This window comes from Shewanella sp. Actino-trap-3, assembly GCF_002836275.1.
In the GTDB taxonomy this organism is placed as follows: Bacteria; Pseudomonadota; Gammaproteobacteria; order Enterobacterales; family Shewanellaceae; genus Shewanella; species Shewanella psychromarinicola.
This window is the reverse complement of sequence record NZ_PJCE01000001.1, coordinates 1,553,111-1,569,820: the sequence shown is the minus strand read 5'-3', so window position 1 is coordinate 1,569,820 and position 16,710 is coordinate 1,553,111. Positions and strand designations below refer to the sequence as shown.

At 40.9% G+C, this 16,710-nt stretch carries 9 protein-coding genes; 2 read left to right on the top strand and 7 right to left on the bottom strand.

Annotated features, from left to right (window positions below; all coding sequences use genetic code 11):
* Positions 1 to 19: 19 nt before the first annotated feature.
* Positions 20 to 1,222 carry an acetate kinase gene (gene ackA, locus CXF80_RS06735; RefSeq protein ID WP_101032149.1) on the bottom strand — a complete coding sequence of 401 codons (1,203 nt, stop codon included), beginning with the start codon at positions 1,220 to 1,222 and terminating at the stop codon, positions 20 to 22.
* A gap of 225 nt (positions 1,223 to 1,447) precedes the next feature.
* Here ackA and yfbV point away from each other — a divergent pair, with 225 nt between their 5' ends.
* Entirely contained in the window at positions 1,448 to 1,885 is a 438-nt protein-coding gene (yfbV, locus tag CXF80_RS06730) for a terminus macrodomain insulation protein YfbV (protein WP_198554811.1), read from the top strand.
* Positions 1,886 to 1,937: 52 nt separating this feature from the next.
* On the opposite strand, the gene pflA is transcribed toward yfbV, so the two are convergent.
* The 6 genes from pflA to cysK all read right to left on the bottom strand — a co-directional run bounded on the left by pflA (position 1,938) and on the right by cysK (position 14,526).
* Entirely contained in the window at positions 1,938 to 2,675 is a 738-nt protein-coding gene (pflA, locus tag CXF80_RS06725; protein WP_101032147.1) for a pyruvate formate lyase 1-activating protein, read from the bottom strand.
* A 77-nt stretch (positions 2,676 to 2,752) separates the two neighbouring features.
* Entirely contained in the window at positions 2,753 to 5,035 is a 2,283-nt protein-coding gene (gene pflB / locus CXF80_RS06720; protein WP_101032146.1) for a formate C-acetyltransferase, read from the bottom strand.
* Positions 5,036 to 5,436: 401 nt separating this feature from the next.
* Positions 5,437 to 6,969: a DUF3360 family protein gene (locus CXF80_RS06715; RefSeq protein WP_101032145.1), complete on the bottom strand. Its 1,533-nt coding sequence runs from the start codon at positions 6,967 to 6,969 to the stop codon at positions 5,437 to 5,439.
* 1,461 nt (positions 6,970 to 8,430) lie between these two features.
* Complete coding sequence (locus tag CXF80_RS06710; RefSeq protein WP_101032144.1) at positions 8,431 to 9,321, bottom strand: LysR substrate-binding domain-containing protein; 891 nt, start codon at positions 9,319 to 9,321, stop codon at positions 8,431 to 8,433.
* A 635-nt stretch (positions 9,322 to 9,956) separates the two neighbouring features.
* The gene (locus CXF80_RS06705; RefSeq protein WP_101032143.1) at positions 9,957 to 12,827 is read right to left on the bottom strand and encodes a TonB-dependent receptor domain-containing protein; all 2,871 of its coding nucleotides are present in this window, start codon (positions 12,825 to 12,827) and stop codon (positions 9,957 to 9,959) included.
* Between the two features lie 733 nt (positions 12,828 to 13,560).
* A complete protein-coding gene (gene cysK / locus CXF80_RS06700; RefSeq protein WP_101032142.1) occupies positions 13,561 to 14,526 on the bottom strand; it encodes a cysteine synthase A in 966 nt (321 codons plus the stop codon).
* A gap of 398 nt (positions 14,527 to 14,924) precedes the next feature.
* On the opposite strand from cysK, the gene CXF80_RS06695 reads away from it, so the two are divergent.
* On the top strand, positions 14,925 to 16,046 hold the full coding sequence (locus tag CXF80_RS06695) for a beta-ketoacyl-ACP synthase III (protein WP_101032141.1): 1,122 nt from the start codon (positions 14,925 to 14,927) through the stop codon (positions 16,044 to 16,046).
* The last annotated feature ends 664 nt before the right edge of the window (positions 16,047 to 16,710 follow it).

Genomic DNA, 16,710 nt, shown 5'->3' with positions numbered 1-16,710 from the left:
TATAAGACCGAATAGGGGCTTATTTAGCTGTGACCAGCTTGATTGCATCTTCAGCAATGACCCACTCTTCATTTGTCGGTATGACCATGGCAATAGGGCTGCCTTCTTTGGTAATGATACCTTGTTGGCCAAAACGAGCCGCTGTATTCAAGTCATCGTCGACTTTGAAGTTAAATATTTCCAATAAATTAAGAACTCTTTCGCGAATAAGTTTTGAGTTTTCGCCAATGCCGCCGGTAAAGATAATGGCGTCTAAACGGCCTAGTGGCACAGTGTAAGAGGCGATATATTTAGCCAAACGGTAACAGAAAATATCTAGGGCTAACGTGGCCCCTTTATGGTTGTCATGATAACCTTCTTCAATACCACGACAATCATTGGTCAATTCTGAAATACCGAGCAAACCACTTTGCTTATTCAGCAGGTTATTAACTTCATCAATGGTATAATTAAGTTGATTAACGAGATGAAAAATAATCGATGGATCTAAATCACCACAACGCGTGCCCATGACTAACCCTTCTAGTGGGGTTAAGCCCATAGACGTGTCAACACTTATGCCGCCTTTAATGGCTGTTACCGATGCGCCATTGCCTAAATGTGCACAAATAACGTTGATGTCCTTTGTGTCTTTGCCTAATACTTTGGCCGCCTCGCGACAGACATATAAATTGCTCGTACCGTGCATGCCATAACGGCGAATACTATGTTCACGATACAATTTGTAAGGTAGGGCATAAATATAAGCTTTTTCGGGCATGGTTTGGTGAAATGCGGTATCAAATACCGTCACTTGTGGCAAGTTAGGAAAAGAAGCTATTGCAGCACGAATACCAATTAAATGCGCCGGATTATGCAGTGGAGCTAACGACGCACAATCTTCAATACCTTGAATGACTTCAGGGGTAACAATAACAGAGCGGGTAAACTTTTCACCACCGTGGACGATACGGTGGCCAACAGCTTTAATTTTAGCCGCAAGTTCTGGGTGTTCTGCCAAGATGTTATTAACGATAAATTCTACCGCTTCGCGATGTGCAGTAAAGGCACCTAAACTGGCTTCATGTTTGTTGCCATTAAATTTCCACTTAATGCGTGAATCTTCTAAACCAAAACATTCTGCTAGACCAGAAATTTTATCATCGCCTGATTGAGCATCAATGATGGCAAATTTTAATGATGAGCTACCGCAGTTGAGCACGAGTACTAATTTGTCTGACATGTTAACGCCTTTTAAGTCAATGAAACTAAATGAAAAAGGAAAATTCCATTTTGATTAAGGTTTATGATCATTCATAAACGCCATACTTCGCTGTTCTTGTTGTGATTTGCGACTGTAAGTTAAATCATTATAGTGGCAAATCGACCAGTGCATTTTGGGCATGACACTGTATTATGTTATCGTTATACCCATGTCCTAAGCTGTAAAGGTAGCCGTATATTGAACATGAATTTGGTTAAATTACTTGGCGACGGTCAACGTTATATGAAGACCTGGCCAATGGTTAGGCAACTTGGGTTCTATTTCCCAGAGTACCGTGTCGTCAAAGCGACTCAATTAGCTATTATCGCAATGCCGATATTGGCATTGGTGGTTGCGGCCAGCCAACTCTATGTATTGGGCTGGGATTATTTACCGCAAGCATTAACGATGTTACTGTTTTTTATCAGCCTGCCATTACAAGGCTTATTATGGTTAGGTTGGCGAGCACGCCATCCATTGCCTTTATCGTTATTCGATTGGAGCAATCAACTCAGTTCAACATTGACTGAGATGGGTATCTATTGCCAACCATTAGGCTCGACAGCCTGTTATTCAGATATGGCTGCCATTTTGAAACTGGCTTTTGAACGCTTAGATCAAAGTTATTGGGATGAACTGTAATCGCTCTTTTTTATAAGTCACTGCTAATTTAAGTCTATTTTTTTTATTGTGACTAAAATGTCGCGTTAATGTCTCGATCTAAAAATACCTGCTGAATTTTCTGCATAGTTTCGGTACTCGGCGGTGAAACATCTGCCATGGTGTATGTTTCGCCAAAGGCTTGCCATTTATGCTGCCCTAAAGGGTGATACGGCAATAACTCAACTTTTTCAACGTTATTCATTGGTTTAATGAACTCAGCTAATGCAATGGCTGACTCAACGTCTTCTGTAAATCCGGCGACGACCACGTAACGGATCCAGGTTTTGATATTTCGTTTAGCAAGATATTGGGCAAATTGTAGTGTTCGATGGTTACTGACTTTTGTCAGCTCGATGTGCTTGGCATCGTCCATTTGTTTGATATCAAGTAATACTAAGTCTGTATTGTCGAGCAACTCATCAATCACAGGTTCATATTTACGCACAAAACCGTTGGTGTCTAAACAGGTGTGTACCCCTTCAGTTTTACAGGCTTTAAATAATTCACTCACAAATTGAGCTTGTAAAATAGCCTCACCACCACTAGCAGTAATACCACCACCACTGGCTTCTAAAAATGGTTTATAAGCAATGACTTGGTCCATTATTTCAGCAACAGAAGTTTCTTTGCCGCCGTCCAGATCCCATGTATCACGATTATGGCAATATTGGCAGCGCATAAGGCACCCCTGCATAAAAGCGATATAGCGGATCCCAGGACCGTCAACGGTTCCGAATGATTCAACTGAATGTATGCGACCTAACGTCATTGTTGTTCCTTAAATGTCTATAAAAAAGGCTGTATCGATAAGAAATCACCCATCGATACAGCCAATTTTAGCAGAGACTACATACTTTTTGTAAATGTACGAGTGATAACATCTTGCTGCTGCTCTGGGGTGAGCGCATTAAAGCGAACAGCATAACCCGATACACGTATGGTTAATTGTGGATATTTATCCGGATTAACAATAGCATCTTCTAACATTTCACGGTTCATCACGTTAACGTTTAAGTGTTGACCACCTTCACGATTTGGCTTGCTTAAGAAGTAGCCATCCATCAGTGACGCTAAGTTAGTACGACGACCCGTATCATCTTTACCTAATGCATTTGGCACGATAGAGAAAGTATAAGAAACACCATCTTGTGCGTGGGCAAATGGCAGTTTAGCAACCGATGTTAATGAAGCAATTGCACCATTTTCATCACGGCCATGCATTGGGTTTGCACCTGGAGCAAATGGCGCACCAGCACGACGACCGTCAGGAGTGTTACCGGTTTTCTTACCATAAACCACGTTTGAAGTGATGGTTAAGATTGATTGTGTTGGGATCGCATTACGATACATTGTTTTAGTGCGAATTTTCGCCATAAAACGTTCAACCAAATCGCAAGCTATGTCATCAACACGAGGATCATTATTACCAAATTTTGGATAATCACCTTGAATATCAAAATCAACCGCAATACCATCTTCGTCGCGGATAGGCTTAACTTGAGCGTACTTAATCGCTGACAATGAATCGGCGGCAATCGATAAACCAGCAATACCACAGGCCATTGTGCGGCGCACATCACGGTCATGTAATGCCATCAACGCTGACTCATAAGAGTATTTGTCATGCATAAAGTGAATCGCATTAAGTGCAGACACATATTGTGTTGCAAGCCAGTCCATTGAGATGTCAAATCGTGACATTACATCATCAAAATCAAGTACTTCAGCAGTGATTTTGTCAGATTTTGGCGCGATTTGAGTTTTAAGTTTTTCGTCAACACCACCGTTAATTGCATATAACATGGTTTTGGCTAAGTTAGCGCGAGCACCGAAGAACTGCATATGCTTACCCAAAATCATTGGGCTAACACAACAGGCGATGGCGTAATCGTCTGACTCAAAGTCTGGGCGCATTAAATCATCGTTTTCATATTGAATTGAACTGGTATCAATAGACACTTTGGCGCAGTAACTTTTAAAACCTTGTGGTAATTGCGTTGACCATAACACGGTTATGTTTGGCTCAGGGCTTGCGCCCATGTTGTACAAGGTATGTAAGAAGCGGAAACTAGATTTGGTGACCAGTGTGCGACCATCAAGACCCATACCTGCGATAGATTCTGTGGCCCAAATTGGATCACCAGAGAATAATTCATCGTATTCAGGTGTACGTAAGAAACGAACCATACGCAATTTCATTACGAAATGGTCAACCATTTCCTGGGCTTGCTGCTCATTAAGAACACCATTTTTAATGTCACGCTCAATGTAGGCATCAATGAAAGTTGAGGTACGACCGAGTGACATTGCTGCGCCATTTTGACTTTTTACTGCAGCAAGGTAACCAAAGTAAGTCCATTGGATCGCTTCTTTGGCATTTTGAGCCGGTACAGAAATATCACAACCGTATTTGGCCGCCATAACTTTCATTTGGCCTAAAGCACGATGTTGCTCAGCAATTTCTTCACGTAATTGGATCACACTTGATAAATCTTCGCCGGCTTCAAACTGCGCTTGCAGTGAAGTGAATTGGGCAAACTTATCTTGCATTAGGAAATCAATACCGTACAAAGCAATGCGGCGGTAATCACCGATAATACGACCACGACCATAAGCATCAGGTAAACCGGTTAATACGCCTGATTTACGACAAGCCATAATTTCTTTGGTATAAACATCAAACACACCTTGGTTATGGGTTTTACGTAATTCAGAATAAACGTAATTAACATCTTTGTTGAGTTCACGGCCATAAGCTTTACATGAACCTTCAACCATGCGAATACCGCCATTAGGCAACATCGAACGTTTTAGCGGTTTTTCTGTTTGTAAACCAACGATGGTTTCTAGATCTTTATTGATATAACCAGCATCATGAGACGTGATAGTCGAGACCACCTCAGTATCGAAATCGACAGGAGCATGAGTTTGGTTCTCAATTTTGATGCCTTCCATTACTTTGTCCCACAAAGTTAATGTTGCAGCAGTTGCACCAGCTAAGAATGATTCGTCACCCTCATATGGTGTGTAATTTTGTTGAATAAAGTCACGTACGTTAACTTCTGTTTTCCAATCGCCAGCTACGAAACCTTCCCACGCGTTGGCAAATAGTTCGGTTTTATCTGTCATTTATTTAACCCTCTGGTTGATTTTCTACGGGCATCATCTCAAATAGTACAAGGTGATGTTATCCGTAAGTGTTTACATTCTGTCGTCTAGGCACATTCGCTAGATTGAGCCGTTAACATCTTCTGCGACATTGGTGTCAGAAATGTTCCGCCTGACTTTTGTAATGACGCTAATCGATATTGTTTCAGCTAATACATAATTGGTAAGACCATTTATCCATGCTTAATAATAACACAGCTGATTAACCATATCGGTAAAATTGATATTTAAATATTAAAAGTGCTAGCTGCCTAACAAATCTATCTAAAATTAAGAGTAGAACATAGAATTGTCGGCAAATATAAAAGCGAAACCCTTGTCAATCTCGCCTTTATATTGTGGTATTGCTGAGCATGACGGGATTATAAGAACCCTGGTATCCCTTCGATCATGCCTACTGCTAACATGGCCGCTAAACAAATAACAAATGCAAGACTCGGGATGACGATACGGTCGGCAAATGATAAGGTTTTAGGACGTTCTTTATCACCAATTAAGCCATTATTATCAAGCAGCATAGTCAATGCCCACGCTAATACTGGATTGGCCACAAATGAAGCAAAAATACAGATACCTGCAGCTTGGCTACTCGTAGTGTCTTTAACCATCTGTAAGCCTGCTTCAAGTAACGGTAGGAACACACCCACTAGCAGTGCAATCGCCATTACAGGGCGCCATACGGTTATATCCATTGGGTAACCCAAGATAGCAACAACAATACACATGATACCGAGTAAGATTGCTCCAGCAGGAATAGGGCGTTTGGCAATGGCGGCAGGGATCATGTAAGTTCCCCAAGAAGAGGTAATGTTACCGCCTCCGACTGCGGTGCCAACGATCTGTCTGACTGAACAAGTCGCCATGGTGTCATCGACATCCATCAGTACCTTTTCAGCCCCTTTTGGGTAATTTAATTCTTGGAAAATACGATGACCAAGGAAATCAGGCGACCACATGGCAACAGCAAGAATGGCGAACGGTAATGATGCAATAAAATGCGCCATATTAGGTAAACCTAACTGCCAACCTTGATCAGTTGAGCCCCACCAATAAACAGGATTGAGATTGGGAATGCCAGGAGCTGTGGTAAATTGCAGATCTAAGCCCGCGCCGAGACCAAATGACAATGCGACAGCCGCAATAGAACACAAAGGAATGGCTAACCAACGTTTACCGTATTTAGCTAATGCGGCATAGATAATCACGTTGACTAATAATATGGCAAATGCGACATAACCGAGTGAGTAGTCAAGGCCATGCTTAGCTTGAAGTCCTCCTGCCCAAGTAAATAACGAGCCTATCTGACTTTTTGCTCCCATAAACCCTAGGAACACTAATAAGCCGCCAGCCACACCGCTACTGGTGAGGTTAACCAGTTTAGAGCCACCTTTGAAATAACTTAACAATAAGCCAAATATACCAATGAGGATTGCCAATGCTAAGGGATGGGCGCCGGCGAGTGCGATGGTACCAATTAACGGGATCATCGGCCCATGGTTGCCACCGAGATTGGCTCTTGGATTAATAAAACCAGAGCTAATGATACAAAATAGTAGTGCTGGTATTAGCATTTCTACACGGACTATTTGGATAGCAAATTCTGCCCCAAGACTCACGTGGTCCCATTTATCACTTAGGCCTGCAGCCCAAGCAGCCATTACTGCTGAATACATCACAGTAATCCCAATTGTTCCTGCGATGGCTGGGACTAAGTCTTCCCATTCAAAGCGAAAATCACGCCCAGGAAGATTGAGTCTCCAGCGTCTTGGCTTCATTATTTTGAGTTCGTTTTCTAAATAGGCATCGCGACTTTCAAATTCGCTCGCGGGGCGATGAAGCTCGCTATAGCTAGCTTCTTGAGCTTTTTTTTCTGAATTGCTGACAGTTTCTGACATAATTTCTCATTCTCCGAAAAGAACAGGTTAGTCCATCAAATGATGAAGTTTGAGTGTGTTCCTTTGAAGTGACGGCGATGTCTATGAGAGCAGCTTGCCAGCGAGCCTATAGTGGCTCTTATCACTTTGTTCAGCTGCAATACCTTTGTCGCGAGGCATTACAGTGACGTCCTTATTTCGGCCTTTCTTTGGTAATACCAATTTACCTCATCGATTTTAGCATAGCGATGAGGTTGCATCACTCAGGTTTCAAGAAAGTTACTGTTTTGTTTGCTGGAAGTGAGAGCTGGTTAACAAGTCGATGGCAAAATTAGAACGGGAAATTGGCATAATAGTCATCGATTCTAGGAAGACAGCCTTTAAAATATTATTCCAAATCAATAATACTGATACAGGGTATCAGTGTGGTTCAATTTCACTTAACCCTTGTTAGCTGTATCCTGAGGTTGCCTAAAGAAAAAGGCATTTGCAGGCATCACTATCTTGATCATGATTATAAATATAGAACATTTCAGTGCAAAAGGCGCCATGCTGCAACAGCAATCTATGTTAACTGCAGATATTGCCATTCTAGTTCTAATTCTCATTGTGATTGTATATGCATTGAGAATAGGTAAATCAGTATTCCCTAAGAGGGTAACGTATTGATAAACCAGCACCGCAATCTAAAGAATGGCATTAAGACGATAACGGTGCCATTGAGCCACGATAAATGGCATGTTTCATTGGTGCAAGAAGTTGAATGTAAGACGGCAACATAGCGACTGTCTCCGGTTGTTGCGACGGCATTAATCGTTAATATTGTTGTCGGCTAAAATAGTGTATTGGTTAACATTCCTAAGTTGCTAAAGACGTTGTCAAAAAAAATAACCAAATTTGAGTCCCGTTGAGCCGCAAAAAGCAGGGCTCAAACCGCGAGTACAAAACTATAAATCGTCTTTATCCTCTTTACGTAAAAATCTCCCAGAACGCTTTGGGATCGCCAACCAAGTATCTTACTATAGCTAAGGCCAGTGATTATCGTGGTGTTTGATAATTTGAATGTCAAAGGGATACAGGCGTTTTATGGCCCTATGGTTAATGATAACGTAATGGGGATGATCACAAATATTACCCAGTCACACTAAATAGCGGTATTTACTGTGTTTGTAAACACAAGCATAAGCTTGATTTATCAGAGCGTTCATTTGCTGGTAATAAGTGCGGCTTTGAGTCATGCAGAGGTCTATCGGCAGCTCAATCCGCTGCGGCTCAGTCCCTAGCAATAACAGGTGAAAATGATTTAATAGCGGTTGGGGAATCGTTAGGCTAACAACCCAATATCAGCATAAATTATCGAGTAAAATGAACAGCTTTGCGGTGTCGAAGTTTGATTTGGCAACTGAGAAAAAAAGCAATCTAGCGGTTAACAACTCGATTACTTAAGTCCATTGATCGACACGTAGATGTATCGATGGGTCGTTAACTGTGAGAGACACGCCTTGCTTCTGCAATGAGACAATCTCGTAGTGGGTTGTCACCGGTATCTTGACGCCAAATAAACGATAAATGGCGGTTTAAGTTTAACTCTGGCGTGGTCAGCATGACTAATTCTCCTTTGGCCACGTCTTTTTCTACATCTAAATAGGGTAAGCAGCTTAAATAAACCCCATTCTTGACTAAAGCCTTTAATAGCCCGACATGCTCGTATTCTTTCCAGACATTTAATTTAACGATTAAGCCGTGTATTGCCGCATCAAAAATACGTCGCGTGCCAGCCCCTGGCTCTCTTAGCACCCATTTGGCTTGTTCTAATTGGGCAATACTAGTGCGTTCGTTTTGCGCGAACGGATGATTCGGTGAGGCGATAACCACAAGGTGATCATCAATCCAAGGTTCTTGATGTAATCGACTATCGTCATTGCGGCCTTCAATCACGCCTAAATCAAATTGATAGTCGAGGACCTCTTGAGCCACTTTATCGCTATTTTCGACTGCAATTTCGATTCTAAGTTCGGGAAAATCATTATCAATTTTACTAATAAGAGCAGGGAGTAAATGCTCCGCGGCCGTTTGGCTAGAGCATAATTTTACTGTACCGCTGATGATGTGCTGTTCATGAAGTCCAGATTCAATTCGATGGGCATCTTGCAGTAGTTTTTGAGCTTTAGGGCGTAACCATCGGCCCCAATGACTCAAAATAAGTCGATTACCTTGGCGAATAAATAATGGCCGGTCTAATAAGTGTTCGAGCTGGCTTAACGACATGCTAACCGCTGATTGGCTCATTGACAGTTTTTTGGCCGCAGCGCTGACACTCTCTAAACTTGCGACGGCATCGAAAACGGCTATTTGCTTAAGCGTATAATGCATGAAATACCTTATCTGTGGAAAAACAATATATAAAACAATATGAGTATGATCTGCTATTTTTGATTGCAGGTATAGGTAATGCTTCATAATTTGTGGGCTTGATACAAGAATACTGTGTTATTGGTCGAAAAAAAACTCATTGTGCTTAGGATTATTAACAATATTAGGTGTTAATTAAATTATGTAACCTCAGCTCGGATTAAGGGATGGAATAAAGAGGTAAAAGAGTAGCATTTGTTTTGTTAACAAGGCGTATTAACGTGTTAATAGCCGTGTTAATAGCCGTGTTAATAGCCGTGTTAATAGTGGCACTATGGCAAGTCAATACAAGGAGCTTAGCAAGACAAAGGATTGCTTGATGACAGTGTATTATCCAGAGTGGAGATAACTTGGGTATAAATAATTATCATCGTAAATTGAGCGGATAATTTTGAATCGCTAATATCAATTGTGCGACTAATGATTGTTAGTCGTTATTTTTTCAGTCACTATTTCAGCCGTTATCAATGCCAATACTGAGGCCAGGTGTGTTGGCCACTTTGCGGTTTCTTTTTTGCGCATACTATTGAGATAATGAGTAGATAAAAAAACGGCATCTTAAGATGCCGTTTTTAACCAACCAATAAACCTACCGCTTAGAACTTATAGGTCGCGGTCGTATGGAAGAAACGGCCGACGTTATCGTAAGCTGAGCTGGTAGTATCTGTACCTGTGCTGCCGTAAGGTAAGTCACGGTTAAACAGGTTGTCGATACCAAATTTCAACTTGATACCCGAGTCAAAGTTATAGGTAACTGCGACATCACTGATAAAGTAATCGCTAAATTCCATGTTGCTGTTAGGATTGGCGTTTAATGCTAATTCTTTATCGGTATAAAGGCTCACACCTTCAACATAGCGCGTTCTCCAGTTAACATCCCAGCTATTAATTGAGTAACCTAGACTCCAGTTTGCTTGCCATTCAGCATAGCCTGCCGTGCCTGCAAGTTCCTCAAATGTATCAGGCTCATCTTGGAATGAGAAATCTTTACGTTTTAGGAGACGAGTCGCAATCAGGTTCGTGCGAACATCACCATTAAAGGCTTCAAAGATATAGCCAATATCAAAGTCGATACCAGCCGCTTCAAGCGAGGCAATATTTAACGAGAACTGTCTAATTTGAGTAATTTCGTGACTGGTTGCGTCACGAGTAATCAAACTACAGTATTCGTTATCCACACCTGATGGCGAATCAACGCATCGATCGATAATATCCTGAGCACCAACGGCGCTGATGGCGTTTTCGATCTCGATATTCCAATAATCAGTGGTGATTGATAACCCATCGATATAATCAGGTTGATAAACAACCCCTAAAGTATAACTTTTTGACTCTTCGGCCTTTAGCTCGCGGTTACCACCACTTAACCCTTCAAGGGTTTTATCGTCGTAGTCAGCATCAAAACCAGCTGGGATCCCCAATGCTGTACAATTGGCTTGGCGTAGGGTTGGATCGGCTAGGTCATTTAAGTTTTTAGCACGGCAAGAATCATTCACGTTGAAGAAATTTTGGCTTGCTGAGCCATAAAGCTCACTGATGTTGGGGGCGCGAATGGCTTCTGAGTATGTGGTACGAAGTCTGAGTTGATCATCGACTTCCCAGCTTAAACCTGTTTTCCACGTTGTCGCATTACCAATGGTGCTGTAATCAGCATAGCGCACTGCAAGATCTAGGTCTAACTGGCGAACCATAGGTAAATCGGCGAGCAAAGGAAGCGTGACTTCAGCAAAGATTTCGTTGACATCAAAATCACCTTTATCTTCGCCTAATGCATTAAAGAAAGTACCTTCGGCATTGTCAGGTTCAAAGACTTCACTTTCTTCTTTACGGTATTCAACACCGGTAGATAAACCAACATAACCCGCTGGTAGTTCAAATAAGTATGAGTTTGTTAATGTCCCACCTAATACGGTTTGCTTAATAATCGATGTACCTGTTGACGTGGTATTAATATAATCGATAGCATCTTGACTTGGCGCGCCAAAACCAAAGATGTTGACTGGGACACAGCCTTCATCTCTAGCCGTTTGATCTCGACATACCGCAACACCGTTTTCGAGCACGGAATCAAGGGCGTTGCTGTAGTTGTCATAGACTAGGTTGTTTTTATTAACTCGTTCTAGATCGGTTTGACCATAAATGGCATAAACATCGTAATCCCAATCATCAAAGACTAAGCCTTCAAGGCCGAATACATAGCGTTGAGTTTCACGGGTGTCATCTTCAATACGCACACCTAAATCAGTCATAAAGCGGCGAACATTAATCGAGTCTAATGGGGCAGCATTACCATCGCTATCTTTGTTTGCTTTCATTAACGCAACCAGTTCCGGATTGATAAAAGCATTATCAATTTGGACATCGTTAACTGGGTTACCGAAGAAGAATGCAGGTTGACCTTCATCGGTGGATTGGCTGTTAACGTATTTAGCTTCAAAATAGACGTTATGGTTATCATTTAACTGATAGTTAGTTTTAAAGTTAATGTTATAACGTTCAAATTCTGGCTGTAATTCAACAAATTGGTTTAAATTGGTGAAATCACAATCAGCACAACGAATGCCATCAACATTTTGACCTGAATAAACATTTGTTAGAGAACCATCTGGATTAAAGCTTTTCCAACCATCTAAATTAACGTTACCCGCATTACTAATGGTGTAATGTCCCGCATTAGGTGTCCAGATCTTGTCTGGATCGCTAGGGTCATTGTTATCGGTAATACGATCTGAATTTGCTAGGCTCGTAAAAGCAGTCGACGTCTGATCACGGTCAAACGCTCTCAATTGCTCTTGGGCACTGTATTCAACGGCAAAGGCAACATTACCATCGTTTTGGGCAAAATTAGTACCATAAGATAATGAAAAACGATCTTTGTTATGGCCACTATCATCCGCCCAACCTTTGGTGGCGGATACGTCTAAGCCATTAACATTTTTCTTTAAAATAAAGTTAACCACACCCGTTACCGCATCGGCACCATAAATGGCTGATGCACCACCGGTAATCACTTCAACTTTATCGATCCATACACTTGGGATGGTATTGATGTCGACAGATGAAGTACCCGCAGAACTTGATACATGACGTTTACCGTTCACCAGCACAAGTGTTCTGGCGGTACCCATGCTCCTTAAATCGAGCAAGTTAAGCCCAGAAGTACCGATAAAGCGGCCAGAATTGGCGAGCGAATAAGTATTACCTAGCGCAGGTAACTGGTTTAAGGCTTCGCCAATATTGGTCACACCCGTTGATAATAATTCGTCGCCGGTAATGACGGTTACCGGTGTTGGTGCAACAGCGCCTTCGCGAATAATACGTGAACCGGTTACTGAAATCCTTTCTACAGGCGACGCTGTATTAGCAACGTCTTCAGCATAGGTATTGAATGTGGTCGCTGCTGAAACAGCAACGCCACTGATTAGCGCAAAGCGAATTGCTTTGGCTAAATGTGAATTAACTTGCATTTTATCACTCCCAGAAATGTTTTTATTATGAGGTAATCATTCAGATCATTTTTAATATAAAAATGAAACAAAGTTACACCACTATTGATATAACCATACCTAAATAAAAAAACAATATTGGTTTAGCCGAGTGAGTATCGAGTTGGTGGTTACAATCAATAGTCACATTATTAACAATAAGAATAACAATCGGCAACATGTGTGTGAAATTAAAAGGTAATCTTCCAAGTTGTTAATGGCGTGCTCATTATTGGTGCGACTTTGTTTTAGGATTGTAGGTTTTTTGATTTGTATTTAAGTAGGTAAAAATAAAATTGTTAATAATTTGTTTGTAAATTATTTTTAATTTTTAGATGAAAAAATTTAATCTATGATTTTTTTTGAAGTAAATCACCGTTTTAACCTATTTAAAATCTATTTATGTGTAATTGGAGAATATAAACATAATGTTACAAACAATAAGTTTTAATTTTATTGGCCGTGAATTTCTCTTTACAGTGTGAATATTTATATGTTTTTTGTGATTTTTTATATAACCCGGTGACTCTTGACTTAACGGAATAAATCGTTTGATTTATTCCACTTTTCGCAACACACTCGGTTTATAACGTGAATTGCTGTAATAAAAATGCCAGCAATATGCTGGCATCGACTAAATACTAATAATGTAAAGAATTAATAATCATTGTTATTAGATTGATCCGTTAAGCAACGATTATTCAAACAACTGACATTACTGCACGTTTTCACTGTCGTTAAATTCACCAGCAAATAATACAGTCGATAAATAACGTTCTGCAGCAGAAGGCAATATAACCACAATAGTTTTGTCTGCAAACTCGGGTAATGCAGCAATACGGTTCGCGGCAACAACAGCGGCACCAGAAGAGATACCGACTAAGATCCCTTCTTCTTTCATTAACCGACGAGCCATCTCAATTGACTCATCATTAGTGACGGCTTCAACGCGGTCAATAATGGATAGGTCTAAGTTGCCTGGAATAAAGCCTGCACCAATACCTTGGATTTTATGAGGACCAGGCTGGATAGGTTGTCCTGCTAATGCTTGAGCAATTACAGGTGAGTCAACCGGTTCAACCGCCACAGACGTTATAGTCTTGCCTTGTGCTTTTAAATAACGGCTTACACCGGTTAATGTTCCACCAGTACCGACACCGGCGACAAATACATCCACTTCACCATCGGTATCATTCCAGATTTCTGGACCGGTGGTTTTTTCGTGGATTTCAGGGTTAGCAGGATTATCAAATTGACCAAGAACCAAGTATTTTTCAGGTGCCGATTGGCGAATTTCTTCAGCCTTATTAATGGCACCTTTCATACCTTTGGCGCCATCAGTCAAGATTAAGTTTGCACCTAATGCTTTAAGCAGTTTACGACGTTCTAAGCTCATGGTATTTGGCATGGTTAAGGTTAATTTGTAACCACGTGCAGCAGCAACATAAGCAAGTGCAATACCTGTGTTACCCGATGTAGGTTCAACTAACTCAATATCTTTGGTTAATAGACCTTTTTTTTCTGCATCCCAAATCATGTTAGCGCCAATACGGCATTTAACGCTGAAGCTTGGATTACGAGCTTCTACTTTGGCTAACACCCTGCCATTGCTGACGCGATTTAAACGAACCAGCGGTGTGTTGCCCACAGTATATGAATTATCTTCGAAAATTTTGCTCATGGATTATTTGCTCCTATGTTTGCATTATCTAATCATAATCTGCTCAGCAGGATTTAGAAGTGAAAGTTTGTTCTGCCTTATTCTTTTTAGTTATTAATGGTAGCATATTTATTCTAAATATCCTGTTTGCGCCGCGTTAATAGCCTTTTGAGTCGAATTAGCCTCCTTTAATGGTCTGACCATTAGAAAAATTTAATTTAGTATGCCAAGAATAAATTATAAAATACTAGAATGGCGTTAATCAGCAAAATGTTTCTATGTCGTGCCACCCAATTGACGAGTCATGATATTGATAAGTGTTAGTCAAACCTTCAATAAAACAGTTCGATTTATTGATGTCGATGTGTCTGGCGCAGATGAGCTTTCGCTAACTCATTCACTAAAAATGGTAGAGTAAAATGAATAAAGTTGTGATTTCAGGAAGTGGTTTATATACACCACCTTACAGTGTATCTAACGACGAATTAGTTAACAGTTACAACAGTTATGTTGACCAGTTTAATCAACAGCATGCCGCAGATATTGAGGCTGGAAAAGTGCTAGCCTTGGCGTATTCTTCAAGTCAGTTTATCGAAAAGGCCTCTGGGATCAAAAGCCGTTATGTTATGGTAAAAGAAGGTATTCTCGATACCAACATCATGATGCCGTTAATTGCTGATAAGCCTTCTGAATCCTTGTCTATGCAAGCAGAAATGGGCATTGAAGCCGCGAAACAAGCATTACAACAAGCAAACTTAACGGCTGAAGACATCGACTTAGTGATTGTTGCCTGTGCTTATACTCAGCGAGCCTATCCCGCTATTGCGATTGAGATCCAGCAAGCCATGGGCACCAAAGGGTTTGCTTACGATATGTTAGTGGCTTGTTCATCTGCTACTTTTGCGATTGTGAATGCCGTTGATGCAATTCGAGGCGGAACCGCTAATCGGGTACTGGTAATCAATCCTGAACTAACATCACCGCAAATCAATTTCCGTGATCGTGACAGTCATTTTATTTTCGGTGATGTTGCCACCGCGGTGGTGGTTGAACGCGATGAATTATCGACATCTACTCATGCCTTTAGCGTATTGTCTACCCGTTGTGCAACGGATTATTCCAGCAATATCCGCAGTAATTTTGGTTTTGTTAATCGCTGCGATCCTGAAAATGCGACCACAGCTGATAAATTGTTTCATCAACAAGGCCGCAAAGTATTTAAAGAATTATTGCCGATGATTTACCAACATTTAGATGCCCAATTTAGCGACGAGCAAATAAAACCTGAAGAATTTAAGCGTCTATGGCTTCATCAGGCCAATATAAACATGAATTTATTTGTGGTGAAGAAGCTTCTTGGTGATAATGTTGAACCCACTCAAGCGCCTATCATATTGGACGAGTATGCCAACACCGCTTCTGCGGGATCGGTTATTGCTTTTCATAAATTCAATCAAGATTTTAAAACGGGTGATCTGGGCTTGTTGTGCTCATTTGGTGCAGGCTACTCTATAGGTAGTATTGTACTTGAGAAGTGTTAATTGACTCGAGTTCTAGATAATAAAGCTGAATATATTGTGGTGTTGATTAAAGACGATAGCACCACAGTAACCAAAATATTAACGCATATGCTTGTTGAGGATTTTGGATTCTATGTGGACATCACCTGATATGTCGAGTGTTTTGGTAGTGTTAGGAATAATCAATACGGTATAGTTATTGCCTTTAAAGGTTTAGAGGCCATTAAAGCAAGCACATAGGTCAATAAATGTAGACCGCAATGTGGCAACAATCCCATGGGGAATTGTGCTGGAGCTGTATTTATTTCATTTAACGGTGGCGTGTCTATCATGGGTAATGAAACATTTGCACGCACATTGCCTCGCGCGAATGGCGGATGAATAACAGCGCGCGGATGAATATTTGTCTAAAGCTAAACATGACAGTCGTTTCTCAATAAGCTATTTTTAATCAGAGAAACACAAAAAGGCCGTTGATGCTTAAGCATCAACGGCCTTTTTGTATTTAGCTTCAAGTCTGATAAAAGATGAGATAAATCGTTAACAACGAGTTTATTTCAAGTCTGCAATATCAAACTTGCCCCGTGTTTTGCTAACAAGGCCAATTGACGCATCAATAGTTGGCATACGGTCAGTCGAGACAATAACGATTATTGAACAAAGAGTTGTTTGATAACCTTTATTA

Coding starts and splice junctions, on each gene's coding strand:
- ackA (WP_101032149.1), bottom strand. CDS start 1,222: ATGTCAGACAAATTAGTACTCGTGCTCAACTGCGGTAGCTCATCATTA.
- yfbV (WP_198554811.1), top strand. CDS start 1,448: ATGAATTTGGTTAAATTACTTGGCGACGGTCAACGTTATATGAAGACC.
- pflA (WP_101032147.1), bottom strand. CDS start 2,675: ATGACGTTAGGTCGCATACATTCAGTTGAATCATTCGGAACCGTTGAC.
- pflB (WP_101032146.1), bottom strand. CDS start 5,035: ATGACAGATAAAACCGAACTATTTGCCAACGCGTGGGAAGGTTTCGTA.
- CXF80_RS06715 (WP_101032145.1), bottom strand. CDS start 6,969: ATGTCAGAAACTGTCAGCAATTCAGAAAAAAAAGCTCAAGAAGCTAGC.
- CXF80_RS06710 (WP_101032144.1), bottom strand. CDS start 9,321: ATGCATTATACGCTTAAGCAAATAGCCGTTTTCGATGCCGTCGCAAGT.
- CXF80_RS06705 (WP_101032143.1), bottom strand. CDS start 12,827: ATGCAAGTTAATTCACATTTAGCCAAAGCAATTCGCTTTGCGCTAATC.
- cysK (WP_101032142.1), bottom strand. CDS start 14,526: ATGAGCAAAATTTTCGAAGATAATTCATATACTGTGGGCAACACACCG.
- CXF80_RS06695 (WP_101032141.1), top strand. CDS start 14,925: ATGAATAAAGTTGTGATTTCAGGAAGTGGTTTATATACACCACCTTAC.